Origin of the sequence: Paenibacillus glufosinatiresistens (genome assembly GCF_031470375.1) — a bacterium.
GTDB lineage: Bacteria > Bacillota > Bacilli > Paenibacillales > Paenibacillaceae > Paenibacillus_AQ > Paenibacillus_AQ glufosinatiresistens.
Genome location: NZ_JAVFHT010000002.1, coordinates 22,698 through 47,689, shown reverse-complemented (window position 1 = coordinate 47,689; position 24,992 = coordinate 22,698). Strand labels below are relative to the sequence as shown.

27 protein-coding genes are annotated in these 24,992 nt (G+C 59.3%); 26 read left to right on the top strand and 1 reads right to left on the bottom strand.

What is annotated here, in order from left to right; all coding sequences use genetic code 11:
* Positions 1-22 precede the first annotated feature (22 nt).
* The 10 genes from hisC to RBI05_RS03165 all read left to right on the top strand — a co-directional run bounded on the left by hisC (position 23) and on the right by RBI05_RS03165 (position 8,520).
* Positions 23-1,120 carry a histidinol-phosphate transaminase gene (hisC, locus tag RBI05_RS03210; RefSeq protein ID WP_310550105.1) on the top strand — a complete coding sequence of 366 codons (1,098 nt, stop codon included), beginning with the start codon at positions 23-25 and terminating at the stop codon, positions 1,118-1,120.
* Between the two features lie 62 nt (positions 1,121-1,182).
* On the top strand, positions 1,183-2,274 hold the full coding sequence (locus RBI05_RS03205) for a prephenate dehydrogenase (RefSeq protein ID WP_150457082.1): 1,092 nt from the start codon (positions 1,183-1,185) through the stop codon (positions 2,272-2,274).
* 599 nt (positions 2,275-2,873) lie between these two features.
* Positions 2,874-3,470 (top strand): RNA polymerase sigma factor, encoded by a 597-nt coding sequence (locus tag RBI05_RS03200; RefSeq protein WP_150457083.1) that lies wholly within the window; start codon positions 2,874-2,876, stop codon positions 3,468-3,470.
* Positions 3,467-4,057 (top strand): anti-sigma factor, encoded by a 591-nt coding sequence (locus RBI05_RS03195; protein ID WP_150457084.1) that lies wholly within the window; start codon positions 3,467-3,469, stop codon positions 4,055-4,057. The genes RBI05_RS03200 and RBI05_RS03195 overlap by 4 nt, the downstream gene beginning before the upstream one ends.
* Before the next feature lie 109 nt (positions 4,058-4,166).
* Positions 4,167-4,754, top strand: a complete 588-nt coding sequence (locus tag RBI05_RS03190; RefSeq protein ID WP_310550104.1) for a histidine phosphatase family protein — start codon at positions 4,167-4,169, stop codon at positions 4,752-4,754.
* A 104-nt stretch (positions 4,755-4,858) separates the two neighbouring features.
* Positions 4,859-5,941 carry a hypothetical protein gene (locus tag RBI05_RS03185; RefSeq protein ID WP_310550103.1) on the top strand — a complete coding sequence of 361 codons (1,083 nt, stop codon included), beginning with the start codon at positions 4,859-4,861 and terminating at the stop codon, positions 5,939-5,941.
* A 31-nt stretch (positions 5,942-5,972) separates the two neighbouring features.
* Positions 5,973-6,524: a gamma carbonic anhydrase family protein gene (locus RBI05_RS03180; protein WP_310550102.1), complete on the top strand. Its 552-nt coding sequence runs from the start codon at positions 5,973-5,975 to the stop codon at positions 6,522-6,524.
* Positions 6,499-6,678, top strand: a complete 180-nt coding sequence (locus RBI05_RS03175; RefSeq protein WP_150457088.1) for an IDEAL domain-containing protein — start codon at positions 6,499-6,501, stop codon at positions 6,676-6,678. The genes RBI05_RS03180 and RBI05_RS03175 overlap by 26 nt, the downstream gene beginning before the upstream one ends.
* A gap of 183 nt (positions 6,679-6,861) precedes the next feature.
* Complete coding sequence (locus RBI05_RS03170) at positions 6,862-7,521, top strand: DUF1405 domain-containing protein (RefSeq protein WP_310550101.1); 660 nt, start codon at positions 6,862-6,864, stop codon at positions 7,519-7,521.
* A 57-nt stretch (positions 7,522-7,578) separates the two neighbouring features.
* The gene (locus RBI05_RS03165) at positions 7,579-8,520 is read left to right on the top strand and encodes a sporulation protein YpjB (protein ID WP_310550100.1); all 942 of its coding nucleotides are present in this window, start codon (positions 7,579-7,581) and stop codon (positions 8,518-8,520) included.
* Between the two features lie 116 nt (positions 8,521-8,636).
* Here the strand turns inward: RBI05_RS03165 and RBI05_RS03160 are convergent, their stop codons facing one another.
* On the bottom strand, positions 8,637-9,506 hold the full coding sequence (locus tag RBI05_RS03160; protein ID WP_150457091.1) for a YitT family protein: 870 nt from the start codon (positions 9,504-9,506) through the stop codon (positions 8,637-8,639).
* Between the two features lie 175 nt (positions 9,507-9,681).
* Here RBI05_RS03160 and RBI05_RS03155 point away from each other — a divergent pair, with 175 nt between their 5' ends.
* The 16 genes from RBI05_RS03155 to RBI05_RS03080 all read left to right on the top strand — a co-directional run bounded on the left by RBI05_RS03155 (position 9,682) and on the right by RBI05_RS03080 (position 24,818).
* A complete protein-coding gene (locus RBI05_RS03155) occupies positions 9,682-10,011 on the top strand; it encodes a nucleotide pyrophosphohydrolase (protein ID WP_150457092.1) in 330 nt (109 codons plus the stop codon).
* 46 nt (positions 10,012-10,057) lie between these two features.
* Positions 10,058-10,582 carry a tetratricopeptide repeat protein gene (locus RBI05_RS03150; RefSeq protein WP_150457093.1) on the top strand — a complete coding sequence of 175 codons (525 nt, stop codon included), beginning with the start codon at positions 10,058-10,060 and terminating at the stop codon, positions 10,580-10,582.
* Positions 10,583-10,614: 32 nt separating this feature from the next.
* On the top strand, positions 10,615-11,418 hold the full coding sequence (gene dapB / locus RBI05_RS03145) for a 4-hydroxy-tetrahydrodipicolinate reductase (RefSeq protein WP_150457094.1): 804 nt from the start codon (positions 10,615-10,617) through the stop codon (positions 11,416-11,418).
* 18 nt (positions 11,419-11,436) lie between these two features.
* The gene (mgsA, locus tag RBI05_RS03140) at positions 11,437-11,856 is read left to right on the top strand and encodes a methylglyoxal synthase (protein ID WP_150457095.1); all 420 of its coding nucleotides are present in this window, start codon (positions 11,437-11,439) and stop codon (positions 11,854-11,856) included.
* Positions 11,853-12,548, top strand: a complete 696-nt coding sequence (gene bshB1, locus RBI05_RS03135) for a bacillithiol biosynthesis deacetylase BshB1 (RefSeq protein WP_150457096.1) — start codon at positions 11,853-11,855, stop codon at positions 12,546-12,548. Before mgsA ends, bshB1 begins: the two co-directional genes overlap by 4 nt.
* Positions 12,549-12,691: 143 nt before the next feature.
* On the top strand, positions 12,692-13,840 hold the full coding sequence (gene bshA / locus RBI05_RS03130; protein ID WP_150457097.1) for an N-acetyl-alpha-D-glucosaminyl L-malate synthase BshA: 1,149 nt from the start codon (positions 12,692-12,694) through the stop codon (positions 13,838-13,840).
* A 31-nt stretch (positions 13,841-13,871) separates the two neighbouring features.
* Positions 13,872-15,146 (top strand): CCA tRNA nucleotidyltransferase, encoded by a 1,275-nt coding sequence (locus RBI05_RS03125; protein WP_310550098.1) that lies wholly within the window; start codon positions 13,872-13,874, stop codon positions 15,144-15,146.
* Complete coding sequence (locus RBI05_RS03120) at positions 15,133-15,906, top strand: biotin--[acetyl-CoA-carboxylase] ligase (RefSeq protein ID WP_310550097.1); 774 nt, start codon at positions 15,133-15,135, stop codon at positions 15,904-15,906. Before RBI05_RS03125 ends, RBI05_RS03120 begins: the two co-directional genes overlap by 14 nt.
* 472 nt (positions 15,907-16,378) lie before the next feature.
* Positions 16,379-17,245, top strand: a complete 867-nt coding sequence (gene panB, locus RBI05_RS03115; RefSeq protein ID WP_408638286.1) for a 3-methyl-2-oxobutanoate hydroxymethyltransferase — start codon at positions 16,379-16,381, stop codon at positions 17,243-17,245.
* Positions 17,242-18,132 carry a pantoate--beta-alanine ligase gene (panC, locus tag RBI05_RS03110; protein ID WP_310550095.1) on the top strand — a complete coding sequence of 297 codons (891 nt, stop codon included), beginning with the start codon at positions 17,242-17,244 and terminating at the stop codon, positions 18,130-18,132. Before panB ends, panC begins: the two co-directional genes overlap by 4 nt.
* Positions 18,125-18,508, top strand: coding sequence for an aspartate 1-decarboxylase (gene panD, locus RBI05_RS03105; RefSeq protein WP_150457102.1), 384 nt, complete (start codon positions 18,125-18,127; stop codon positions 18,506-18,508). The genes panC and panD overlap by 8 nt, the downstream gene beginning before the upstream one ends.
* Positions 18,509-18,616: 108 nt before the next feature.
* A complete protein-coding gene (locus RBI05_RS03100) occupies positions 18,617-19,297 on the top strand; it encodes a tetratricopeptide repeat protein (protein WP_310550094.1) in 681 nt (226 codons plus the stop codon).
* Between the two features lie 120 nt (positions 19,298-19,417).
* Positions 19,418-22,276: an ATP-dependent DNA helicase DinG gene (dinG, locus tag RBI05_RS03095; protein WP_310550093.1), complete on the top strand. Its 2,859-nt coding sequence runs from the start codon at positions 19,418-19,420 to the stop codon at positions 22,274-22,276.
* Positions 22,277-22,348: 72 nt separating this feature from the next.
* Positions 22,349-22,999, top strand: a complete 651-nt coding sequence (locus tag RBI05_RS03090; RefSeq protein WP_150457105.1) for a redox-sensing transcriptional repressor Rex — start codon at positions 22,349-22,351, stop codon at positions 22,997-22,999.
* Positions 22,989-24,287 (top strand): amidohydrolase, encoded by a 1,299-nt coding sequence (locus RBI05_RS03085; protein ID WP_310550092.1) that lies wholly within the window; start codon positions 22,989-22,991, stop codon positions 24,285-24,287. The genes RBI05_RS03090 and RBI05_RS03085 overlap by 11 nt, the downstream gene beginning before the upstream one ends.
* Before the next feature lie 18 nt (positions 24,288-24,305).
* On the top strand, positions 24,306-24,818 hold the full coding sequence (locus RBI05_RS03080) for a cell wall elongation regulator TseB-like domain-containing protein (RefSeq protein ID WP_310550091.1): 513 nt from the start codon (positions 24,306-24,308) through the stop codon (positions 24,816-24,818).
* The last annotated feature ends 174 nt before the right edge of the window (positions 24,819-24,992 follow it).

Below are 24,992 nucleotides of genomic sequence, written 5' to 3'. Positions count from 1 at the left end.
TTTGAATAGTGGAGGAAGATCGATGAAGCCGAAACCGCATATCGTCAACCTGCCGGTGTATAAGCCGGGCAAGCCCATCGGTGAAGTGCAAAAGGAATTCGGACTGAGCGAGGTCATCAAGCTGGCTTCCAACGAGAATCCGTACGGACCGGCCCCCAGCGCCAAAGCGGCCATTCTGGGCGTCCTGGATGAGATCAGCCTGTATCCGGACGGCTCTGCCGTTGAACTGACCTCCGAGCTTGCCGGACGTCTGGGCGTCGAGAATGATCAGATTCTGTTCGGCTGCGGATCGGACGAAATCATAGCGCTGATTGCCAGAGCTTTCTTCCTGCCGGGCGACGAGACCATCATGGCGGATCAGACCTTCTCGGTCTACAAGAGCAATGCCGACATTGAAGGAGCGGTCAGCATTGAGGTGCCTCTCAAGAACGGGACCCATGATCTGGATTCCATGCTGGCGGCCGTGACGGAGAAGACGAAGGTCATCTGGATCTGCAATCCGAATAATCCGACCGGAACGATTGTCTCCCGTACGGCGCTGGAGTCGTTCCTAGACGCCGTTCCATCCTCCGTGCTCGTAGTCCTGGACGAAGCCTATTATGAATATGTGACCGATTCCGATTATCCGGACGGCATTGCCCTTCTGCCCCGGTACCGCAATCTGGCGGTGCTCCGGACTTTCTCGAAGATTTACGGCCTCGCCGCGCTGCGCATCGGATACGGAGTGGCTTCGCCGGGTGTGATCCAGCTCATCAATCAGGTGCGCGAGCCGTTCAACACAACGGCGCTGGCTCAGGCAGCCGCACGGGCGGCGCTGAACGATCAGGCGTATGTGGAAGAATGCCGGGACCGGAATGCCCGGGGAATCGTTCAGCTTCAGGGAGAGTTCGACCGGCTGGGCCTGGATTATTACCCGGCTCACGGCAACTTCATCATGGTCGATGTGCGCAAGCCGGCTGTGGACGTCTTTCAGCAGCTGATGCGCAGAGGAGTCATTGTAAGAGCCGGCTTCGGATTATATCCGACCTGGGTGCGGGTGACGGTAGGGTCCGCGGAGCAGAACCGCGTCTTTATCCGGGAGCTGGAAGCGGTGCTGCAGGAGGAGAGCGTGCAGGCTTGAAGAAGATCGAACCGTAAAGCCTGCGCTGCGGAAACTTAATGGGGAAGGGTTGTACGAAAGACATGACCAAAATTGCGATTTTTGGCGTCGGCCTGATCGGCGGCTCTCTGGCGCTGTGCTTCAAGGGAAGAGACGGAATGACGGTGGTCGGCCATGCGCACCGGCCGGAATCCGCGGCCAGATATGTGAGCAGAGGCGTCGTCGACAGCGCAACGCTGTCTTTCGAGGAGGCGGCGCTGGGAGCCGACTTCATCTTCCTCTGCGTGCCGGTGGGCAAGTTGGAAGAGTACCTTCACCGGCTCAGCGAGCTGCCGCTGAAGGACGGCTGCATTATAACCGATGTCGGTAGCACGAAGGCAGGCATCGCACACTGTGCCAAAGCGCTGGATCTGGGCGGCGCGACGTTCATCGGCGGCCATCCGATGGCCGGTTCCGAGCGTTCTGGCGTTGAGGCGGCTTCGAGTCTGCTGTTCGAGAACGCCTACTACGTCCTTACCCCTCAGCCGGGGGCTTCCGAAGACGCCTATCTGGCGCTTCACAGCCTGCTTCAGCACACCCGCGCGCATATTGTAAGAATGGACCCCGAGCGCCACGACGAGATTGTCGGAGCGATCAGCCATCTTCCGCATGTGATTGCCGTGGCGCTGGTGAAGCAGATTCACGATTACGACGATGAGGATTCGCTCTACAGCACGCTGGCGGCAGGCGGCTTCCGTGACATTACGCGCATTGCTTCCAGCGATCCGGTAATCTGGCGGGATATTCTGCTGAGCAACCGCAGCGTGATGCTGGAGCTGCTTCAGGATTGGAACCGGGGGATTGAACGGTTCATGGGGCTTCTGGAGACGTCGGACGGAGACGGTATTCAGCGCGCCTTCGCCGAGGCGGGAGACTTCCGGGGAAGACTTCCCGAGCGGCGCAAAGGAATCATTACTCCGTTGTTCGATCTGCATATTGATGTGCCGGACCATCCTGGCATCATCGGCCGGATCGCTACCGAACTCGGAGACCGGGGCATCAACCTCAGCAACATGCAGATAATCGAGAGCCGCGAGGATGTGCCTGGCATCCTGAGGCTGTCTTTCCGGCAGGAGAAGGACTGGGAGCGGGCGAGAGAACTGCTTCAGCATCAGGATTATACGGTATATGTCTGAATACCACATTCATGGATAGAGGCGGCCGGGATTCTCCCGGCCGCCTTGCTGCGGATCGGGACATTGGGGCGGGGACATTGGGACGGAGCCCGGACAAGTCTGCACCGAGGTCAGCGAACAAAAAAAAGACCGCTTACAAGAAGCGGCCTCTGCTCACTGGAGCAGTAGTATTGGATAGGAGTGGAGAGAAACCATACTGTACTTTTATTATATGTATACGTTTACATTCTGTCAACCCCTTTTTTGAAAATGCTTACTTTGCGAGGGAGGCTGCGGAAAATTAGTCCCGGGCATCTAAAGATGGCGCTTTCGTGTCGACAAGGAACCGGTTTCTATTAAATGGAATAAGGTTACAAGTCTGTTTTTGTCACAACAGACCGAAGTGTGATACACTGAATTAGTATTTTTAGAGAATAGAGAGAAAGATCGACTCCCCATACCCATTGACTGAACAGCCGAAGTTGTGAATATACATAGTGATTGTGCGAGCAGAATGGTTAATTTATTTTGGAGAGACCGCAACTTTTTGACTCCCGGCCGGTACCTATTGATACATACGGCGGGGAACGACGTGCTATGGCGAGGAGGACTCACCCACCATGACGGATTCCCAGTTAATTCAGCAGATCAAACAAGGCGATACGGAGCTCTATTCGGAGCTGATGCGCCGCTACCAGCGTAAAATTCTGGCTTTTGTCTATCATATGCTTAAGAGTTCGCAGTTGGAGCACGCCGCAGAGGACCTTTGTTCCGAAACGTTTTACAAAGCGTTCAGAAGCCTTCATTCCTTCCGGGAAGTCGATGCCTCGTTCTCAACCTGGCTGTATACGATTGCCCGCAATACGGTTCTGAGCGAGCTGCGCAAGCAGCGGGCTGGCAATGTCTCTCTTGAGGAGAGCGGCTACACGCCTGTGGCGCCTGCGGATGTGGCCCCTGAACAAGCGGTGCTGCGAAGCGAACGAATGAATCTGGTGCGCCAGGCCATTAATAATTTGCCCGAGAAACAGCGCTCCGCGCTTATTTTGCGCGAGTACGACCAGATGGATTACCAGGAAATCGCCCTGGTTCTGGAACAGAGCGTCAGTTCCGTCAAATCGCTGCTGTTCCGCGCGAGAAGCAGCGTGAAGCTTCAATTGGAATCTTACTTTTATGAACCTCTATATGATGAGCACACCGAGAGGATGAACAGCCAATGAATTGCAGGGAAGCGCAGGAACGGATGCCGCTTCTGATCGATGTCAATCCCCAGGACCCCGAACGCAGACAGCTGGAACGTCATCTGTCGGACTGCGCCGGTTGTCAGGCGGAATGGGCGTTGCTTCAGGAAGGCAGCTTTCTGGCGCAATCCCTGCAGGATGCGGTCAGCGATGAACGCGCCGAGGCTATCAACGCCCGGGTTATGGAACGTATTTATCTGGAGAACCCTTGGCTTCTTCCGGGGGACGGCAAGAGCGCAGGGACGTCGGTGCCGTTTCGCCGGCGTCTTATGCTCTGGATCTCCTGCTTCTTGGCCGTGTTCCTGAGCAGTGTTCTCTACTTCGTCTTCTTCCAGCACAGCGCGGAGCCCTCCGCCGCTTCCAGCGGCATGATGCCGACCGGAGTCGCAGGATCGGCGGGCTGGGATCTGGCGCAGCCGGTAGCGTCCAGCCAGAGCGGAATATTCGAACCGCTCGTTGTGAACATGGACCCGACCCATCCGGAATATTGGATGCTGCTGTCGATGCTCGGCATCGCGCTGTCCGTCTTCTCGCTGCTTCGTCTCAATCGCTACCGCAGACAATAAGAGCCTTGTGTCCGCTTCGCCGGGCAGAGGCTCTTTCTTCTGGACGGCGGGACAAATGCAGGCTGCCTATGGTAAAGTAATAAAAACAATGAAAGGTGGATGTCATTTGATGTTAATCGGATTGATTCGTCACGGTCTGACCGATTGGAACGCCGTGGGAAGAATACAGGGACAAAGTGACATACCCCTTAACGACGAAGGCCGCAGACAGGCACAACTGCTCGCCGATCGGCTTCTGGAAGAGCCTTACCGCTGGGATGCCTGCATCACCAGCCCGCTCAGCCGGGCCGAGGAGACAGGCCGGATCATTGCCGGGAAGCTTGGCATTCCTCTTCTGGAGCCCGATGAACGGTTGCGCGAACGCTATTACGGTCAGATCGAAGGATTAACCGCCGAGGAGCGCGAAGCGAAGTGGGGAACAGCCTGGGATCAACTGGACCTGGGCCAGGAGAAAGATGAGCCTTTGCAGGCCCGCGCGCTTGCTTTTATGGAAGAAATCTCTTCCAGGCATCCGGAGCAGAATCTGCTTGTCATTACCCACGGCGGCTTGCTGGCGCAGCTATATATCGCGCTCTATAAGAACCAATACCGGGAGCGCATCGGCAACCTGTCCCTGACTATACTGGAGAAAAAGGAAGCGGCATGGAATCCGCTGCTCTATAATTGCACCCGCCATATTTTGCAGAACCAGCGATAACCCGCCAACGATAACCCGTCAGCGGGTTATTTTTTTTTGCCAGCAATGGAATAAAAAAAGCTTCATTTCCCATAATGGTATTAAAACGGCGAGGCGATGATGCGATGAATCTGGCGGAAATGCTCAGTTACGCGGATATCGGTCAGCTCCATGAGATGGCGAACCGGTACCGGTGTCCGAGTCAGACCCATTCCAAGCATGAACTGATCCAGTCACTGCTGGTGGCGCTTGGCAGCAATCAAGTGCTGGAATCTCTCATTCGGGAAAGTTCCCGCGCCGATCTCCGGTTCCTGAATGACCTGTTGTTCGATGACCGTCCCTTCCTCACCCCGGAAGATCTGCTGGCGGCCGCCGCCCGGGCGGCCTTCGACGAAGAAGGGAAGGGAAATCCACGGGAGAGAATCGCCCGGTTCAAGAACGGAGGCTGGCTGTACAGTGGTATTTCCGCACAGTCCCGTTACCTGTACCAGGTGCCCCGGGATTTGAAGAAGCGGGCCCGGCTCACCATGGGGCGTCTTCTGCAGGAGTCTGTCGGCGGAGCGGAAGAACCGGAAGCTTACCGGGATGAGGGGAATCTGGCGGCGGCGGATCTTGAAGCGCTGCTGCGTTTTATCGGAGAGTACCGGCCCGAGATCAGTCTGGACGGCGGCATGCACAGACGGTACCAGCAGCTCCTGATGAGCGCCCTGCATATCCAGGAGCCTCTGCTCGCCAAGGGAGGCTGGCGGTTCGGCTACGGCCGGGCCTGCGAGCACTATCCGCCAAGGCTTGCGCTGCTGGCCGACTATGCCAGGCACCTCCGATGGACGGCGGAAGAAGGCGGCCGGCTGGAGCTTACGTCCGCCGGGGCCGAACGGCTGGAAGAAGGAAAATCGGAATCGCTGTTAAACCTTTTCTCGTTTTGGTTAAGACTTTATAAAGGCGCAGTACCCAATCTTCCTTCTCTGGTTTATTGGATCAGCACCGCGGCGGCAGAGAACTGGATTGAAGTGCCTGCGCTCCAGTACAATCTCGATTACCTGATCAAACCGTTCTATTATGATACTCCGGAATCCATTCTGGAGAACCGCATTCTGCGGATGATGCTTCATTTGGGAATGATCCGAGCCGGCGATACCGCTGCCGGTCCTGTTATCCGGATAACGGAACGGGGACGGGAGGCGGCCGCAGCGGTGACAGCGGGTTAGAACGGTCGATCGGGCGCAAAGGAGGGGTAACTTGCGAATCGGGTTAGGGAACTACATACCGCAGCTTCATGAATCGGTCTATGTGGCGGAAGGAGCCAAGCTGATCGGCGATGTGAGGCTCGGCGAGCGCTCCAGCGTCTGGTTCAATGCCGTGCTCCGGGGCGACCTGGCCCCCGTCCTCATTGGTCGGCGCTGCAATATCCAGGATGGAGCTATCGGACATGTAGCAAGCGAACACCCTCTGATACTGGAAGACGACATCACAGTGGGACACGGAGCTATTATACATGGCTGCCGGATAGGCAGCGGCACATTAGTCGGAATGGGAGCAATTGTACTGAACGGGGCGCAGATCGGTGAATATGCTTTAATAGGAGCCGGGTCGGTGGTCACCGAGAACAGTATTCTTCCTCCTTATACGCTCTCTCTCGGAACGCCGGCCAAGGTCGTACGGGAGCTGACCGAGCAGGATTTGCTCCGGATGAAGCGCACCTGCGAGAGCTATATACAGAAAGCCCAAGAATACGGAACTCTCTTACACAGCGGAGGTGTATCGAATGGACAAAATGAAAGCAACCTATGAAGTGATGTTGGGGCTGGCAGCGGAAATGGTCTGGGACGAGGCGCTTCGCAAGCGCCGCTGCGACATCTTGTACCGGGAGATCGACACGGCGCTGGCTGCCGGAGACGAGAACGCATTCCGCCATCTGACCGAAGAGTTGAAGAGCCTTGCATAAGCAGGACACCATACAGCAACCATCAAGAACGGGGACGGCCGCTCTTTCCAATCGGGAAGAAGCGGCCGTCCTTGTCTCGAACGGGCGTCAGCTTGCAGAGCCAAAACCAAACAAGGTAGAATAGGAGGGAACGGCCTGATCGCGTGCGGTCAGGCTTTTTGAGGTCTATAAGGAGGACAAGCTGTGCGTCGCATTGGAGTCTGGATTCAGGAAGGATTAACCCGCCGATGGGTCATCTGGGCCCTGCTGGCGATCAATATTCCGGGTACCGTCTACGGGTATATTTGGTATGGGAATCAAATGGACTATACCGCTTCTACACAGCCGGCCTGGGTGCTTCCGTTTGTTCCCGACAGCCCTACGGCCAGTCTCTTCTTCTCGCTGGCCCTGCTGTTTCTGCTCTATCCGCCCCGGAGCGTAGGGGGAACCGTCGTCCGGAATCTGGTGGAAGCGCTGGCGGTTGTGACTTCATTCAAATACGGCGTCTGGGCGGTCACGGTTATCCTGGCGGGCGGCTATCAGGGAGGAACGCTGGATCTGAAAGACGGGATGTTGATCTTCTCCCATGCGGGAATGGCGCTGGAGGCGCTGCTCTACGCCGGTAAATTCGGCTGCCGCCGCATGATCCCGGCAGCGCTCGGCTGGGCGATTCTCAATGATTTGGTGGACTATACCCTTGGCGTATATCCGTGGCTGCCGAGCGAACTGGAGGATAATGTCGTCCAGGTTCAGTATTTCACGCTCATGCTGAGTCTCTTCAGCGGAGCCCTGGCCTGGATCGCTTCGGGAGATGACTGGTCGCCGACACGGCGAACACCGCGAGCCCGCATGCGCAGGCCATAATTTTTGCAGTTCTACCCCTTGTCCCCCGGCATACATATAGGGCAGGAGGGATGTCTCATGCGACGGCTGTGGGTGCGGATCATGCTGATAGCTGGATTGGTAGGGGCGGCCGCGCCGCCGGCGGCAAGGGCGGCGGCGACTGGAGACCGGATGTTGGCCGGAACCGGAGAGGCGGGGTTCCGTTCTTTTGCAGCGGCTTCCCGCGAACCGCAGCAGACCGGCGAAGCGGAGCGGGCTTCCGCGGCTCCTGCGGCGGATACCATTCTCTCGCCGAAGGCGGGAGCCTTGAAGATGGATGAGGAAGCGCAGGCGCTGTATGAGCGTGTGCTGGAGGGGGATTTGACCAAAGCCCAGGCGGGAATTGATGAAATATCGCGGCTGTTTCTGGCCGGTTCATTCAAAGGACTGACCTCGGTGGAGGGCGTGCAGGCTTTCTCCGGCGCCATTACCGATGTGAAGGACGCGCTCGCCGCCGTACAGATCCAGCCGGACCGGCTGGAGGCGGCAGCGGCCAGGCTAAGATTTGCCGCCGACAGTCTGGCGCATCCCCGGGCCCCTCTCTGGAGCCAGTCCTACAAGCTGATGGCGGAAGACCTGCGGAATTTGGAGAAGAGCGCAGCCGCAGGCGACGGAGAAGGATGGGACCGCGCCGTCTCCTCCATTCAGTCCCGGTACAGCCATATCCGGGCAGCCGTGCTGATCTCCCGGGGCCCGTCCGAAGTCAATGCTTTTGAGAGCTGGCTAAGACAAGCGGCGAACCCCGGCAACGGGGGCGAGCGTCCGGAACGGGCACAGCTTCTTCAGATGGTCTCCTACGGGCGCGATGCCCTGCGGACCTTGTTCGGCAAGGAGAAGGATGAGCCTGCGCTGTCGCTGCCGCTGCCGGAACGAACCTTGGGCGGCTGGGGCTGGTTGGCTTGGGGATTCATTGCCGCCGCTCTGATCTATACGGCCTGGCGCAAATACAGGGGAGGGCAGAAAGCGTGGCGTCCCAGATAGCCGCCTGATTGCGGATGCCGGTCCCTACAAGCAACAAGCAACCCTGCCGGGAAGAGATGCAGCATCTCTCCCCGGCAGGGTTCTTGCGGTTCCTTATTAGACTTTCTTAGACTTCATTAGACTTCCCGGAAGCCTTCTCCCTGAACGTCGTGGACGTCGCTGATAATGACAAAAGCTCGGGGATCGACAGACTTGACGAGCTGGCTGAGCTGCCGGATCTCCTGACGCGACACCACGCAGTAGACCATATGCTTGGCCTGCTTGGAATAAGCGCCGATCGAAGGAATCAGGGTCGCGCTCCGGTCCAGGTCGGTCGTGACCAGCCGGGCAATCTCTTCGCCGTGGTCGGTAATAATCGTGAAGGCTTTGGCGGCATAGGCGCCTTCCTGGATGAAGTCGATGACCCGGGAAGCGATGAACACGGCAACCAGCGTGTAGAGCACGCGTTCTTTGGTAATAAAGAGCAGGGAAGCGCCGATGATCACCACGTCGGAGGCGAGAATGAACTGGCCCATGCTCCAGCCGAATTTGCGGCCGACGATACGGGCGACGATATCGACGCCGCCGGTTGTTCCGCCGAACCGGAAGACGATGCCGAGTCCGAGTCCAAGCGTGACGCCCGCGTAGAGCGAGGCCAGAATGAAGTCCTGCTTGGTGGCGAATGGCTCGATCCAGCCGAGATGGATCGCCCGTTCGAAGAGCCACAGGAAGAAGGACAGGGAGCCGATGCCGACGCCGGTGTAGACAATCTGGCGGCCGCCGAGCATTTTCCAGCCCATCAGAAAGAGCGGAAGGTTAATCAGCAGCGTGGTCAGGAAGATCGGAATTCCGAAAGCGTAATTGAGCAGGATTGTAATCCCGGTCACGCCGCCCTCCATTAATTCGTTCGGAAGGATAAAATAGAGAAGTCCGAAGGCGTAAACAGCCGTTCCCAGCATAATCGGGGCAACGGTTCTGGCGATGGCGTTAAGTTTGGATGAATTCATGAGAAATCCCTCGTTGTAGCCCGATTGAACGGGCGGAATAGGCCGCAGCAGGCGCTCTGTTCCTTAGTATAACCCTGCATGCGGAAGTTAAAAAAGATTTGTCTTCAAAACGTCTTTACGATAACATAGGGGCAAACAGAAGGCAATAAAGACCTGAGGGGATGAGAGAGAAGGTATGAGCAAAAGTCTGGAGGACATCCAGCGGGAAGTCGATGCCTACATATCCCAGTTCAAGGAAGGCTATTTCAGTCCGCTCTCCATGCTGGCCCGCATGTCGGAAGAAGTGGGAGAGCTTGCCCGCGAGGTGAACCATCAGTTCGGCGAGAAGCCGAAGAAGGCCGACGAGGCCGACAATTCCATTGAACTGGAGCTCGGAGACATCCTGTTTATTACGATTTGCTTCGCGAATTCTTTGGGAATCGACCTTACGGAAGCACACGATAAAGTGATGCACAAGTTCAATACCCGGGACAAGGACCGCTGGACGAGAAAAGACACCGAGTAGGCGTCTTCCGCATATGCTGGAGCATATGACGGAGGTAGGTGCCAACATGAGTCCCGAGGAATATGTGCAAGAAGCGTACCGCTGCATTTTGCGCAGCGATTTTGCCGAGGCGATTCTGTGCTTCGAGGCGGCCATTGCCGCCCGGCCGGATGACGCGCAGGTGCGCTACCGCTGTTCCATCACCTATGCGCGGAACGGGCGGCTGGACCGGGCGGTAGAACATGCGCAGGCTGCGGTGGATCTGGCGGGGGAAGAGCATCCGGAATACCGGCTCCATCTTCAGCATTTGCAGGCGATGACGCTCGTTCAGGAAGCCCGGAGGCTGTTGGAGCAGGAGAAGGGAAAGGGAATCAATCCCTATCATCCGGTTACCTTATTAAAAGAAGCCGTCTCGCTTGATCCGCTCTACGGAGACGCCTATGTCTGGCTGGCGCTGGCTTACAGCCGGGTCAACGAGCATCTTCCCGCCATTTCCGCGCTTCGGGAAGTCATCGCGCTTCATCCGGACGATGCGGGCTTGCGTGAATTAATGAAGGATCTGCAGAAGTCCCTGCGGGGATACATGAAATAACCATTACAGCCGAAAGCGAGGCGCTGCATGAAATGAACCGAAGAATCAGGGTAGCCGTATCAGGAGCGGGCGGCCGAATGGGCAAGGAAGTCATCAAGCTGGTGCTGCAGGACGAAGGAATGGAGCTGGCGGCGGCAATCGACCGTTCTTCGCATGGCGTGGATGCCGGCGGATTGGTTGGATTGGGCGAAGCGGGAGTGCGGGTGACCGATGATCTGGAGACGGCGCTCGCGACCGCCGGAGCGGATGTTCTCGTGGACTTCACGACCCCGCAGGCCGCGTATACGAATACGTCGCTTGCGATTAAATACGGGGTGCGGCCGGTCATCGGCACGACGGGCTTCACGCCCGAGCAGATTGGGGAACTGGACGAGCAGTGCAAGGAACAGGGAATCGGCGGGCTGATTGCGCCGAATTTCTCGATCGGCGCCATTCTGCTGATGCGGTTTGCGGCGCAGGCCGCCAAGTATTTTCCGCATCTGGAGATCATTGAATACCATGGGGATCAAAAGCTGGATGCTCCGTCGGGAACGGCCGTCAAGACGGCGGAAATGATATCCGAAGTACGCAAGGAAATGAAGCAGGGCAATCCGCGCGAGGAAGAGACCATTGAAGGAGCGCGGGGCGGCTATTACAACGGGTTCCGTATTCACAGCGTGCGGCTGCCCGGCATTTTTGCGCAGGAGGAAGTCGTGTTCGGCGACTATGGCCAGACCTTGAAGATTCGCCACGATTCCTATGAGCGGGCCGGCTATATGCCTGGCGTCAAGCTGGGGATCGAGAAAGTGATGGGTTATACGGGAATGATATACGGATTCGATCATTTTATTGATTAAGTCAGGGGAGAACATCGGATGGAAATCGCATTTATCGCACACGACCGCAAGAAGGATGAAATGGTCAATTTTGTAACGGCGTATGAGCATGTGTTCAAGGGCCACGGGCTGTACTCAACCGGCACGACCGGACAGCGGATCATGGAGGCGACCTCGCTGAAGATCAGCCGCTTCATGTCGGGTCCGCTCGGCGGGGACCAGCAGATCGGCGCCCTTGTCGCGCAGGACAAGCTGGACCTGATTATATTTATGCGTGATCCGCTGATGGCCCAGCCGCATGAACCGGATATCTCGGCTCTGCTCCGGCTGTGCGACGTCTACGGCATTCCGGTGGCGACGAACATCGCCACTGCCGAAATTCTGGTAAAGGCAATCGACCGCGGCGATTTCGCCTGGCGCGATCTGGTGCATAAGTACAAGCCGGGCGTAGACGAATGAAGCTCGATATTCTCGTCTTCGGCGCCCATGCGGACGATGCCGAGATCGGAATGGCCGGTACGATTGCGAAGCATATCGCGGCAGGATACGACGTCGGCCTCTGCGATCTGACCCGGGCGGAAATGTCCTCGAACGGCACGGTGGAGCGCCGCCTCGAGGAGGCGCGGCAGGCGGCCGAGACGCTGGGGGTTCCGTACCGCAGCAACCTGAATCTGCCCGACCGGGGACTGCGCCACACGGAAGAGCAGCTTGCAGCCGTCACGGCGGAGATTCGCCGGACCGCTCCTTCCATTGTGTTTGCCCCGTATTGGGAAGACCGCCATCCCGACCATGTCGCTGCAAGCCGGCTGGTCGAGGAGGCCGTATTCAGCGCCAAGCTGCGCCGTTACATGCCGGATCTCCCGGCTATACCGGCTCCGCAGCTTTATTTTTACTTTATCAATGATGGGGGACCTGCCGATCTGGTGGTCGATGTGTCGACATACTACGAGATCAAGGAGCGCGCGCTGGGGTGCTACCGCTCCCAGTTCGAACGGCCCCCGGGCGAGGACGCGGTTGCGACACCGCTGACCGAAGGGTATGTGGAACGGGTGCGCAGCCGCGACATGCTGACCGGCCAGCGCCAGGGCTTCGCCTTGGCGGAGGGGTTCGCCGCCAAGGTTCCGTTCGCGCTGGACCTGTTCCGGATGTGACGAGGCAGCTTCCGAAGGAAGTTTTGCTGAAGCAGATTCACAGTAGCTATATCCACGCAAAACTAGGTGTATGCTTCCGAAGCAAGTTTTGCTGAAGCAGATTCACAGTAGCTATATCCACGCAAAACTTTGAGGAGACGGTTATGGAACGATTATTAAAAATTGGCATCACCTGTTATCCGTCCCTTGGAGGGTCCGGGGTGGTTGCCACCGAGCTGGGCAAGCTGCTTGCCGAGAAGGGCCACGAAGTCCATTTTATTACGCACAGCATTCCGTTCCGTCTGGGAACGTTTCACCGGAATATCTACTATCACGAAGTGGAAGTCAACGACTATTACGTCTTTCGCTACCCTCCTTATGATCTGGCGCTTGCGACCCGGATGGCGCAGGTCGCCAAGATGCAGAATCTGGACCTCCTGCACGTTCACTATGCGGTGCCGCACGCCGTCTGCGCCTATCTGGCCAAACAGATGGTCGGCGACCGGCTGAAGGTAGTCACGACGCTGCACGGAACGGATATCACGGTTCTGGGCCAGGATGAGTCGCTGAAGGATCTGATCCGGCTCGGCATCAACGAGAGCGACGCGGTTACCGCTGTGTCCAACGATCTCATCACAGAGACGCGGCGGGCGCTGGACATTACGCGCGATATCGACCTGACTTACAATTTTGTGGACAAGCGGGTCTACTATCCGCGCGACGTGAGCGGCATGCGGGGCGATTTTGCCGAGCCGCACGAGAAGATCCTGATGCACATCTCCAACTTCCGTCCGGTCAAAAGAGTCGGCGATGTCGTAGACATCTTCGCCCGCGTCTCCAAGCAGATTCCGTCCCGGCTGCTGCTGGTCGGAGAAGGCCCGGATCTTCCGAAGATCCAGGCCAAGATCAGCGAGATGGGCCTGGAGGACCGGGTCCGCTTCCTCGGGAAGCAGGATGAGATTGCCCAGGTCATTTCCCTGGCCGATCTGCTGCTGCTGCCTTCGGAGAAGGAGAGCTTCGGGCTGGTCGCGCTGGAAGCCATGGCCTGCGGCGTTCCGACCGTCGGATCGGAAGCCGGAGGCATTCCCGAGCTGGTTCAGCATGGCGTGACCGGCTATCTGGCTCCGATCGGGGATACGGAAGCCATGGCCGAGCATGCGGTGCGCCTGCTCGGCGACGAGGAGCTTGCGGCCCGGTTCCGCGAAGCCTGTCTGCACCGGGCGTGCAGCGAATTCTGCAATAACCGGATTACGAATCAATACGAGGACATTTATTACCGCGTGCTGGGTCAAGCGCAAGGGCTTGCAGACTAGCGTCGGCTGTGCGGGCAGGAGGACTTGAACAATGAATTGGACCATGGCCGAACCCGAAATGGCGGAGGCGGCCCGCTTCGTGGTGTCTTCGCTGGAGGAATCGGGCAGCGAAGCGTACTGGGTAGGCGGCTGTATCCGGGATGAACTGCTGGGACGGCCTGTACACGATATGGATATTACAACCTCGGCCCTGCCGGAGGAAGTGATGTCGGTCTTTCCGCGCTGCGTGCCGACCGGTCTTCAGCACGGTACGGTCACGGTGCTGCACGGCGGCTACGGCTTCGAGGTGACCACCTACCGGACGGAGAGCGGCTATGCCGACTTCCGCCGGCCGGAGCGGGTGGCATTCGTCCGGGATGTGACCGAGGACCTTCGCCGGCGCGACTTCACGATGAACGCCATCTGCGCGGGGCTCGACGGACGGCTGGTGGATCCGTTCGGCGGAGCCGAAGATCTGGACCGCCGGCTCGTCCGCTGCGTCGGCGACGCGGAAGAGCGCTTCGGAGAGGACGCCCTGCGCATGCTCCGGTGCGTCCGCTTCGCGTCGACGCTGAATTTTGCCGTCGCCAAGAACACGTGGCGCGGCCTGCTGCGCCAGCGCGACAAGCTGGCGCATATTGCGGTGGAGCGCGTCTACGCAGAGCTTGCGCGCATCATGGAAGGGCCGCGCCCGCTGCGCGGCCTGGCGATGCTTGCGCGCGGCGGACTGCCCGCGCGCGTCAAGGCCCCGTTCCCCTGGGACGGGGAAGCCCTGGCGGCCGGAGCCGCCGGGCTGATCCGCATCGGGGAACTGAAGAGCGCCCCCCTGCGGTGGGCGCTGCTGCTCCATGCCTTGGGCACCCCGGCCGAGACGGCCGACGGACTGCTGCGGGCATGGACGTTCCCGGGGACGATCCGCCAGGCGGTCGTCCGGGTGCTGCGGGTCCGCGAAGCGTGGGACCCGCGGGCGGCGTCCGCCCTGCCGGGGGCGGACGGAGAGGACCGGCGGCGCTGGATCGCCGCCGTGCTGGGCTTCGGCCGCGGCGCGGCCGAAGGCTGGCTGGACGTCGCCGCGGCGCTGCCCGGCGGCGGAGGGACCGGCATCGCCGCAGCACGCGGCTGGATGGCCGGGATGCCGGTCTCCGGCCTCGGAGAGCTCGCCGTAGCCGGCGGAGACCTGACGGCCGCCCTGGAGCGGCGGCCGGGACCGTGGCTGGGCCGCCTGCTGCAGGAGCTGCTGCTGCAGGCGGCGCTGGGCGAACTTCCGAATGACCGGGAGGCGCTGATCGAAGCAGCGGGAAGGATGGATGAGCATGGACAGGCATAACGGGGCCGAAGGCGGCTGGCTGGAGAGGCTGGTGCGGCTGGATACCGTAATCTCGACCCAGGAAGAAGCAAGACGGCTGGCCGAGAGCGGCGCTCCGGAAGGAACAGCCGTGATGGCCGAGGAACAGACCGGGGGACGCGGCCGCCAAGGCCGGCGCTGGCATTCGCCGCGCGGCCAGGGGATCTGGATGAGCGTTGTGCTGCGTCCGCGTCTTACCGCCGCCGCGGCGCCGCAACTTACGCTGTTGGCCGGAGTCGCGGTCTGCGAGGCCCTTCGCGAAGTCGCCGGGGTAGAGGCCGGGATCAAATGGCCGAACGATCTGCTGATTGGCGGACGCAAAGTATGCGGCATCCTGCTTGAAGCGCATTTTCGCGAAGGCGTGCCGGATTATTTGATCGCCGGAATCGGGGTGGATTGTCTGGCCGTGGAGGAGGACTTTCCCGAGGAGCTTCGCGCGGTCGCCACCTCGCTGCGGATCGAACGCGGCGGCGTTCCGGTAGACCGGGAAGAGCTGGCCGCAGCCATGCTGTCCGGTCTGGAGGAACGGTATCGGCAGTACTTCGCCGAAGGCTTTGCCCCGATCGCCGCAAGGTGGGAAGAGCTGTCTGTTACCCTTGGCCGGCGGATTGCGCTTGCCGGACCGAAGGAGCAGCGAACAGGTGTGGCGGCCGGACTGGATGAGAACGGGGGACTTCGGCTGGTGGACGATGCCGGAGAGACGTTCACCGTGCTCTCCGGCGAGATTGAGTGGATGAACTGAAGCCTTAACGAACCGCCTGAATTAACGAACCGCCTGACTTAACGGACAGCCCTGACCGCACCTGCGGCCGGGGCTGCTTCTGCAAAGAGAGGCCGGAGCCGACGCCGGGTGCGAAGAGGCAGGAGGCCGGAGACGGGCTTTGCCCGAGCGGTCCTTGTAAGAGTCCGGTTCAGGAATGCGACCGGTAAATCTCCTTATATTCTAGTCGGTTTAGAGGGTTTAATTATGCGTGTATTTAGGCGAGGGATTTGGTATACTGCTAGAGCGAGGCGGAACCGGGTTGCCCGGCCTGCACTTGCAAGCAGTTGGATGGCCTGGAATCAGCTACGTTGGATTCTGCTCTGAGCCGTAAGGACCGAGACAGAAGGGACGATCGCGAGTGACTCTTTTTTGCCCTTCGGACCTTTTTAGCGGACTGCTAAAGAGGTTTTTTGTTTGCGCTTCTGGCGCGGTCACTCGACAGCAAAGGGGAATGAAGATGGCTCTGAATGTAATCAAAATGAAGAAAATGAAGGGGGAAGGCGTGCCGCTGAGCATGCTGACCGCTTATGATTATCCTTCCGCCCGGCTGGCGGAAGAGGCGGGCGTCGATCTGATCCTGGTCGGCGATTCGCTGGGCAATGTTGTGCTGGGGTATGACTCCACGCTGCCCGTTACGCTCGACGATATGGTCTATCATACGCGTTCGGTGGCGCGGGGAGCGGGCAATACCTTTATTGTAGCGGACATGCCGTTCATGACGTATCACGGCGGGATCGACGAGACGCTGCGGGGCGTGCGCCGGCTGATGCAGGAAGGACATGCCCATGCCGTGAAGATGGAAGGCGGCCTTGAGATCTGCGATACTGTGCGGGCCGTCGTGAACGCCGGAGTGCCCGTTCTCGCCCATATTGGCCTGACGCCGCAGTCCGTGCATACGATCGGCGGGTACCGTGTGCAGGGCAAGGACCCGGAAGACGCGCGGCGGCTGATGAAGGAGGCCAAGGCGCTGGAACAGGCCGGGGCCTTCGGCGTCGTGCTGGAGCTGGTTACCGAGGAGGTGGCCGAGGCCATCACGCGCGAGCTGGGGATCCCGACCATCGGCATCGGAGCCGGCCGCCGCTGCGACGGTCAGGTGCTCGTGTTCCACGATGTGCTGCAATATGCCTCTCCCTACCGGGAGAAGCGGTTCGTCAAGACGTACGCCGATATCGGCGGCGTGATCCGGGACGGATTGACCCGGTATGTGCAGGAAGTGAAAGAGCGGGCTTTTCCGGCCGAAGAGCATGTGTTCGCGGCGGATGAGAGCGTGCTGGACAGTCTATACGGCGCAGCCGGAGAAGGAGCGAATTCGAAATGAAGACCGTAAGAACCGTTGATGAACTGAGACAGGAGCTGCGGCTGCGGCGCGCCCAGGGGACCGGCGCCGTCGGCCTCGTGCCGACGATGGGCTATCTCCACGAAGGACATGCCAGTCTGCTCCGCCAAGCCCGGAAAGCCTGCGGAACCGTAGTCATGAGCATCTTCGTCAACCCGCTTCAGTTCGGCCCGAACGAGGACTACGAGACCTATCCGCGCGACGAAGCCCGGGATTTGGCGCTGGCGGCGCGGGAAGGGGCCGATCTGGTCTTCATCCCGTCCGTGCAGGAGATGTATCCGAAGGAGAACCGCAGCCAAATCATCGTCTCCCGCCTGACTTCGAAGCTCTGCGGCGCTTCCCGCCCGGGGCATTTTGACGGCGTGACGACGGTGGTCTCCAAGCTGTTCAATCTGGTTCAGCCGGACTTTGCCTTCTTCGGCATGAAGGATGCCCAGCAGGTGGCCGTCCTGAAGCAGATGGTCTTCGACCTGAACATGAACGTCGAGATTGTTCCCTGTCCGCTTATCCGCGAGGAAGACGGTCTGGCGCTCAGCTCGCGTAATGTGTATTTGTCGGGCGAGGAACGCCGGCAGGCGCTGGTGCTGTCCCGTTCCCTGCGGGAAGCCCGCTCTGCCTTCGAGGAGGGACGCCTGGAGACTGCCGGAGAGCTGCGCAGCCTGCTTACGGAAGTCATCTCTTCTTCGCCGCTGGCCGATATCGACTATGCCGAAGTGCTGACCTTCCCGGAACTGGAGCCGGTCGAAGAGAATGCGCCGCTGTCCGGGGTGGAAGGGGAGATCATCATGGCGCTTGCCGTCCGCTTCGGCCGTACGCGGCTGATCGACAATATCGTATTTACCCCGAAGGAGGTACCTGCCTGTGTTTAGACATATGATGAAATCCAAAATTCACCGCGCCACCGTTACGGAAGCGAACCTGAATTACGTCGGAAGCATCACGATCGACGAGGATCTGATGGAAGCCGCCGACCTGCTGGAGAACGAGAAAGTGCAGATTGTAGACAACAACAACGGCTCCCGGCTGGAGACCTATGTCATTCCGGGCCCGCGCGGCAGCGGGGTGATCTGCCTGAACGGCGCCGCCGCCCGTCTTGTGCAGCCGGGCGACACGGTAATTATTATTTCATACGCGGTCTTATCGCAGGAAGAACTGGCCGGCCACAGACCGACGGTCGTTTTTGTGGATGAACACAACCGTCCGTCGAAGCTTGCCGATCACGAGATCCACGCTACCGTGGGCTAAAGCCCCCAGGGCATCCCATGCACTGCCACGGATATAAGGGCCGTCCGCAGCGAACAATGAACTCAGGCAAGCTGCACTGATTTCATTTCCGCAAGGGGGAATGGCCTGGTGTTTCAACAGATGTTTGCCGAAATGAACGATATGCTGTCCGACATTGCCGCCCGGTATGCCGGAGCAGGCGACTCGGAGCGGCGAGAGCTGATGGAGAAGTACCGGATGCTCCGCCGGCTCAGCGACGAAGCCCTGGACGAATGGCTTGTCTTTGCTGAGCACCTGAGCCGCTTCAGGCAGGCTGCCGGCGTGGGCGACGAGGACGGGGGCGATCCTCAGGAGCCGCCGTTCTCCGGCCCCGAAGGCAGCGCGGCGGAAGCCGCCGAGCCGCCGGAGCTGGCCATGGAGCAGTTCGTTCGGGGCCAGGGATACTACAAGCTTCAGATGTATCCCCAGTGCGTCGCTTCTTTCCTGGAGGTCGTGGACAGCTATCCGGACAGCCTCCCGGCCCGGCTGTATCTGGCAATGTCCCATCTGTATCAGGATGAGCGCGCCGAAGCCCGGACCCATCTGGAGCATATGCTCCCGCATGTCAGGGGGCGCAGGCTTAAGGCGATGCTGCTGAATGCCATCGGCTGCATCGCGGCCGGGCAGCGGCAGTTCGGGGAAGCCGAAGAGCTGTTCCTGCAGGCGGCGAGGCATGACCCGGCGATGCCGGAACCGGCGCGCAACCTGGAAGTATGCCGCCGCGGAAGCGGCAAGCTGTTATACGGCAGCGATCTGACCCTGCTGCTGTGACGGAACATCCGCGCGATTCTCTAATGCGATGCGCCCGCCGGGCCGGCGGCGCGCATCGCCTTTTTTCGCAACTTCTGTTATGCTGATGAAGAGTCTCAATTGAAAGGGAACAAGGACATCATGAAATTTGCCGTGCTTGATTTTGAAACAACGGGAACCCAGTCCGTGGGTGAAATTATCCAGGTCGGACTTGCCATTATAGAAGAAGACCGGTCAATTTCCCGGGTATACGGTTCCTACGTCAAGCCCGGAGGACCGATTCCCGCTTTTATTACCGGACTTACCGGCATCACAGACCGCGATGTCGAGAACGCCCCCGAACTGGAAGAGATGATGATGGAACTTGTGCCGATGCTCGACGATGTCGTGCTCGTGGGCCACAATGTCGCCTTCGACTTCCATTTTCTTCAAAATGCGCTCGATCGCTGCGGATACCTGCCTTTTCAGGGCCGGATTCTGGATACGATCGATTTCCTGCGCATCAGCTATCCTTCCCTGACTTCCTACCAGCTCGGAGCGGTAACCGCCCAGTTCGGCCTGAAGCATGAGCGCCCTCACCAGGCCGACAGCGATGCGCTGGCGACCGCGCTCGTATTTTTGCGTTGTCTGGAGGAGCTGGAAGACCTGCCGCTGTTGACCATGCAGCGAATTGCAGACCTCTTCTCTTCGGAGGACAGCGATCTGGGCTGGTATTTCGACGGTCTCCTTCAGGAGCGGGAACGCCAGACGTTCCAGCCCGAAGACGGGATGAACCATTTCCGCCAGCTGGCGCTCCGCGTATCGGACTGGGCCGAGCTTGAGCCTCCGCGGGCGGACAGCCATTTGAATCCGCTGGAAGACGAGACCTTCGAGTCCTTTCTGGAGAATGTGAAGATGCGGCTGCAGACGATCCTTCCGGGCTATGAGAGCCGTGAGGCCCAGGACCTGATGTTCGGCGAGGTCCATCGTTCGTTCGCAGAGGAGAAGCATCTGCTGATCGAAGCCGGAACAGGAACAGGCAAGTCGCTCGGTTATCTGCTTCCCGCCATCTACCACAGTGTCCGGAACCGTGAGAAGGTTATGGTCAGCACACATACCATCAATCTTCAGGACCAGCTCCGGGAACGCGACCTTCCGCTGCTGACCGAAGCCGTGCCGTTTCCGTTCAAGGCCGCCATCTTCAAGGGCAGAGGGCACTATCTCTGTCTGCGCAAGTTCGAGCAGCGGATCAATCAGAACCTTGCGGGTCCCCGCGAAGATGCGCTGATTGCCGCCCAGATGCTCGTCTGGCTGACGCGGACGGAGACCGGCGACGACGAAGAGCTGAACCTGGGCGGACGGGGCGGCGACTTCTGGGAGACGGTGGCCAGCGATACCGATTCCTGCCAGGGGCGGTCCTGCCCCTTCTTCCGCAAATGCTATTATCACCGTGCCAAGCACGAGGCGGGAAATGCCGACGTGGTCGTTACGAACCACTCCAAGCTGTTCGCGGACGTGAAGGCGGGACATCAGCTTCTGCCGTCCTATGAGCATCTCGTCATCGACGAGGCGCACCATCTGGAGGACGTAGCCGGGAAGCATTTGGGCATGCACATGAAGCATTTCACTCTTGCACATACCCTGCTTCGGCTGTATAAGGACAGCCGCAACGGCCAGCTCCCTGCGCTGCGGCAGACGCTCCAGTCCGCCGGAAGCGAACAGGCCTCCGAATGGACCGCTGCCATCGACAGCATCTATCCCGATCTGCTGACGGTGAAGGAGAACTGGGACCAGCTCAGCGAGCGGCTGTTCGCGCTGATGCCGTCGCAGTCGGACGCTTCCGCGAGCGAGGCCGGCCAGCTTGTGCTGCGGCTTCAGCCCGGCAGACGGCCGAAGGGCTGGGAGGAGCTCGTTACGCTTGCGGATGCGTTCCATCTTGCGCTCGGCGAAGCGGTGCGCAAGGGAGACCGCATGATTACGGAAATGCGCGAGCAGGAGGGCCAATCCTCGGCGGACAACCTGGTGACCGATGTCGGCGGGCTGTTCAAGGATCTGGCCGCGATCCGGGAGCAGGTTCGTTTCTTTATGGCGCTGGATGACGAGAAGACGGTCTACTGGCTGGAGGCAAGCGGCCAATACCGCGCCAAATCGCTTCAGATGTACGCCGTTCCCGTCGATGTCAGCGGACAGCTCAAAGAGCTGTTCTTCGACAAGAAGAAAGCGATTGTGCTGACTTCCGCGACGCTTACCGTGGATAAATCTTTTCAGTACATGATTGACAATCTGGGGCTTGGGGCTGCGGCGGAACAGGACCGGCTGCTGACTGCGCAGCTTCCCTCGCCGTTCCGTTACCGGGAGCAGGCGCTGCTGGTGATCCCGCGCGATTTTCCGAGTGTGAAGGGCAGTGTCGGCGATGCGGTATTCGTGGAGAAGCTGGTTCAGTCGCTCTCCGAAGCCGCGGCCGCCACGGGCGGACGCATGCTGGTTCTGTTCACCTCTTACCGGATGCTGCGCCAAGTCTATGAACCGCTGCGCGATGCCCTGGCCGCCTCCGATATCGCCGTGCTGGGGCAGGGCATCGAAGGAGGCAGCCGAACGAAGCTGATCCGGCGCTTCCAGGAGAATGCAAGAACCGTGCTGCTGGGAACCAGCAGCTTCTGGGAAGGCGTGGACATCCCGGGCGAGGCGCTGACCTGCCTGGCGATTGTCCGGCTACCTTTCCAGCCGCCGAATCATCCGCTGGTGGAAGCCAAATCCGAGCTTTTGCAGGCGCAGAAGAAGAATCCGTTCATGAAGCTGTCGGTTCCGCAGGCGGTCATCCGCTTCAAGCAGGGCTTCGGCCGGCTGGTGCGAACGAACCGGGATAAGGGCATTGTTATTGTATATGATACCAGAGTAATTGAATCTTATTATGGGAAATACTTCCTGTATTCGCTTCCGGGGCCGAAGATGGAGCATATGACGACCCGCCAGATGGTGCCCCGGATTGAAGAGTGGCTTCAAGAGGGCGGCGGTTCCTAGAATTATGGGACCAGCCGCGCTTTAGGTATAGATGCAAGGAACCGCTTGTACTTTGTTTAGGAGGAACGCCAGATGAAATCGGACAAAATTTCGGAAGCGGTCGTGCGCAGGCTACCTGTGTATTTGCGCTTCCTCAATGATCTCAACAAGCGTGAAATTTCCACCGTCTCCTCCCAGGAGCTCGGTCAGAAGCTGGACCTCAACCCTGCCCAGATCCGCAAGGATCTGGCCTATTTCGGCGATTTCGGCCGCAAGGGCATCGGGTATGACGTTCCGTATCTGATCGAGAAAATCCGCCATATTCTGAAGCTTGACCAGCCGATCAACGTGGCGCTGGTCGGAGCCGGCAATCTCGGCCATGCGCTGTCGAACTATAATGCGTATCTGAAGGATACGATGAAGATTACCGCCGTATTCGACGCCTACGAGCCCAAAGTGGGACAGAAGATCCATTCCCTGACCGTTCAGCCGATGAGCGAGCTGCAGGAGACGGTCCGGAGCCAGGGGATCCGCATCGGGATCATCACGGTTCCCGACCAGGAGGCGCAGAACGTCGCGGACCTGCTGATTGAAGCCGGTATCGAAGCAATTCTGAACTTCGCGCCGGTGATCCTGAAGACTCCCCCTTATGTGCGGGTGCATGCGGCGGATTTCACAACCGACCTGCAGAGTCTGGCCTATTATCTCCAGGACGGAAAGGAAGAAGAGCCGAATGAGCAATAAATGGGTGATAGCTGGCGGTTATTTTGCCGTACCCGGAGCGGACAGACCCGTCCTCCAAGGATACATGACGGTAGAGGACGATATCATCGTATCCATCAGCGAGGAGGCTCCTGCGCCCGAAGAGGGCGTAGAGCGCATGGACGGCAGCCGGCTGCTGTTCCTGCCGGGTCTCGTGAATACGCACGGACATGCGGCGATGTCGCTGCTTCGCGGCTATGGCGACGATATGGTTCTGCAGACGTGGCTTCAGGAGAAGATGTGGCCGATGGAAGCCAAGTTCACCGGAGAGGATGTCTACCGGGGAACCGCGCTGTCCATCCTGGAGATGCTCAAGGGCGGTACTACCACCTTCCTCGATATGTACGATCATATGGACCGGGTGGCCGAGGCGGCCGAAGAGTCCGGCATCCGGGCCGTGCTGATGCGCGGCGCCATCGGACTGTGTCCGGAAGAGGTTCAGCGCGAGAAGCTGGCCGAAGCGGTGGCATTTGCTCGCAACTGGCACGGCCGGGCCGATGGACGGATTACGGCCATGATGTCTCCGCATTCTCCGTATACGTGCCCTCCGGCCTTTATCGAGAAGTTCGTGCAGGCGGCGCATGATCTGGATCTGCCGATGCACACGCACATGTCGGAGACGCGCGCCGAAGTGGAGCAGAACGTCACGGAATACGGCCTGCGCCCGGTTGCGCATCTGGAGAAGCTCGGCATGTTCACCCGCCCGTCGCTTGTCGCGCACGGCGTGCACCTGACCGACGAGGAGATCGGGATTCTTGCCCGCCACCGGGTCGGCGTCTCGCATAATCCGGGCAGCAACCTTAAGCTTGCAAGCGGAATTGCCCGCGTTCCCGAACTGCTGAAGGCCGGAGTGCCGGTATCGCTCGGTACGGACGGAGCGGCAAGCAACAACAACCTGGATATGTTCGAGGAAATGCGTCTGGCGGCGCTGATCCACAAGGGTGTCAGCGGCGACCCGACGGCCGTTCCCGCTGCGGAAGCGCTGAAGATGGCCACCGAGTACGGAGCCGCTTCGCTGTTCCTGGAGCGCGTAGGCCGTCTGGCTCCCGGGATGAAAGCGGACTTCATTGCCATTGATATCGACCAGCCGCATCTGCTGCCGCACAGCGATCTGCTGTCCCACGCCGTCTATTCGGCGTCAGCCAAGGATGTTGCGCATGTGTGGGTGGACGGCAAGCAGCTGGTTAAGAACGGCGAATGCCTGACGCTGGACGAAGAACGAATCCGCCGCGAGGCCCAGGAAGCCTTTGAAGGCTTGCTGAACCGGTAGGGCAAGGAGGCTGGCAGCTTGAGAACGAAGCGCAAATGGGTCACGCTGGGGATTGTCGTCCTGATCCTGCTGGCCGCAGCTCTATATGCTTTTTATGCTTACGTGCTGAACGACCAGCGGAAGGAGCAGCGTCTGGCCGAAAATGCGGCCCGCTCCTCGGCGGGGCTGACGAAGGTCGTCCGCAGCGACAAATCGGTCTGGGACGCCGACTCGATCTACTGGGTCGTGACCGGAGACGACAAGAACGGCAAGCGCAAGCTGGTATGGGTGAAGTTCACGGAGCAGGGGAAGCCTTCCGGGGAGCCGGTACATACGGAGGATGCGTCCTCCGGCTTGTCCAGAGGCGAAATGAGCTCCAAGATCGCTTCGGCGCTTCCGCGTGCGGATATCCGCCGTCTCTTGCCGGGCGTCTACTACGGGGAATATGTATGGCAGGCGTTCTACAAAATGGAGGGCCGCTATTATTATCAGTTCTATCGCTTTGCGGACGGAGAGCCGATCGGCGAACCGTACGCGCTCCCGAATCGGTAAATCGCGATATACGATCTATAGATAGATCGGTATATCATTCTGACAGAAGAAGAGATTTCAAATTCAAGAGCCGCAGCGCTAATCGCTGCGGCTCTTGCTTCCGATATAAGAAAAAGGCGAAATTGGAAATAAAAAATTTTAAATATATTCACAATTATATTTCGCCGCGTATAT

Bases quoted from the DNA above. Each gene is read 5' to 3' on its own strand.
- hisC (WP_310550105.1), top strand. From the start codon at position 23: ATGAAGCCGAAACCGCATATCGTCAACCTGCCGGTGTATAAGCCGGGC.
- RBI05_RS03205 (WP_150457082.1), top strand. From the start codon at position 1,183: ATGACCAAAATTGCGATTTTTGGCGTCGGCCTGATCGGCGGCTCTCTG.
- RBI05_RS03200 (WP_150457083.1), top strand. From the start codon at position 2,874: ATGACGGATTCCCAGTTAATTCAGCAGATCAAACAAGGCGATACGGAG.
- RBI05_RS03195 (WP_150457084.1), top strand. From the start codon at position 3,467: ATGAATTGCAGGGAAGCGCAGGAACGGATGCCGCTTCTGATCGATGTC.
- RBI05_RS03190 (WP_310550104.1), top strand. From the start codon at position 4,167: ATGTTAATCGGATTGATTCGTCACGGTCTGACCGATTGGAACGCCGTG.
- RBI05_RS03185 (WP_310550103.1), top strand. From the start codon at position 4,859: ATGAATCTGGCGGAAATGCTCAGTTACGCGGATATCGGTCAGCTCCAT.
- RBI05_RS03175 (WP_150457088.1), top strand. From the start codon at position 6,499: ATGGACAAAATGAAAGCAACCTATGAAGTGATGTTGGGGCTGGCAGCG.
- RBI05_RS03165 (WP_310550100.1), top strand. From the start codon at position 7,579: ATGCGACGGCTGTGGGTGCGGATCATGCTGATAGCTGGATTGGTAGGG.
- RBI05_RS03160 (WP_150457091.1), bottom strand. From the start codon at position 9,506: ATGAATTCATCCAAACTTAACGCCATCGCCAGAACCGTTGCCCCGATT.
- RBI05_RS03155 (WP_150457092.1), top strand. From the start codon at position 9,682: ATGAGCAAAAGTCTGGAGGACATCCAGCGGGAAGTCGATGCCTACATA.
- RBI05_RS03150 (WP_150457093.1), top strand. From the start codon at position 10,058: ATGAGTCCCGAGGAATATGTGCAAGAAGCGTACCGCTGCATTTTGCGC.
- dapB (WP_150457094.1), top strand. From the start codon at position 10,615: ATGAACCGAAGAATCAGGGTAGCCGTATCAGGAGCGGGCGGCCGAATG.
- mgsA (WP_150457095.1), top strand. From the start codon at position 11,437: ATGGAAATCGCATTTATCGCACACGACCGCAAGAAGGATGAAATGGTC.
- bshB1 (WP_150457096.1), top strand. From the start codon at position 11,853: ATGAAGCTCGATATTCTCGTCTTCGGCGCCCATGCGGACGATGCCGAG.
- bshA (WP_150457097.1), top strand. From the start codon at position 12,692: ATGGAACGATTATTAAAAATTGGCATCACCTGTTATCCGTCCCTTGGA.
- RBI05_RS03125 (WP_310550098.1), top strand. From the start codon at position 13,872: ATGAATTGGACCATGGCCGAACCCGAAATGGCGGAGGCGGCCCGCTTC.
- RBI05_RS03120 (WP_310550097.1), top strand. From the start codon at position 15,133: ATGGACAGGCATAACGGGGCCGAAGGCGGCTGGCTGGAGAGGCTGGTG.
- panB (WP_408638286.1), top strand. From the start codon at position 16,379: ATGAAGATGGCTCTGAATGTAATCAAAATGAAGAAAATGAAGGGGGAA.
- panC (WP_310550095.1), top strand. From the start codon at position 17,242: ATGAAGACCGTAAGAACCGTTGATGAACTGAGACAGGAGCTGCGGCTG.
- dinG (WP_310550093.1), top strand. From the start codon at position 19,418: ATGAAATTTGCCGTGCTTGATTTTGAAACAACGGGAACCCAGTCCGTG.
- RBI05_RS03090 (WP_150457105.1), top strand. From the start codon at position 22,349: ATGAAATCGGACAAAATTTCGGAAGCGGTCGTGCGCAGGCTACCTGTG.
- RBI05_RS03085 (WP_310550092.1), top strand. From the start codon at position 22,989: ATGAGCAATAAATGGGTGATAGCTGGCGGTTATTTTGCCGTACCCGGA.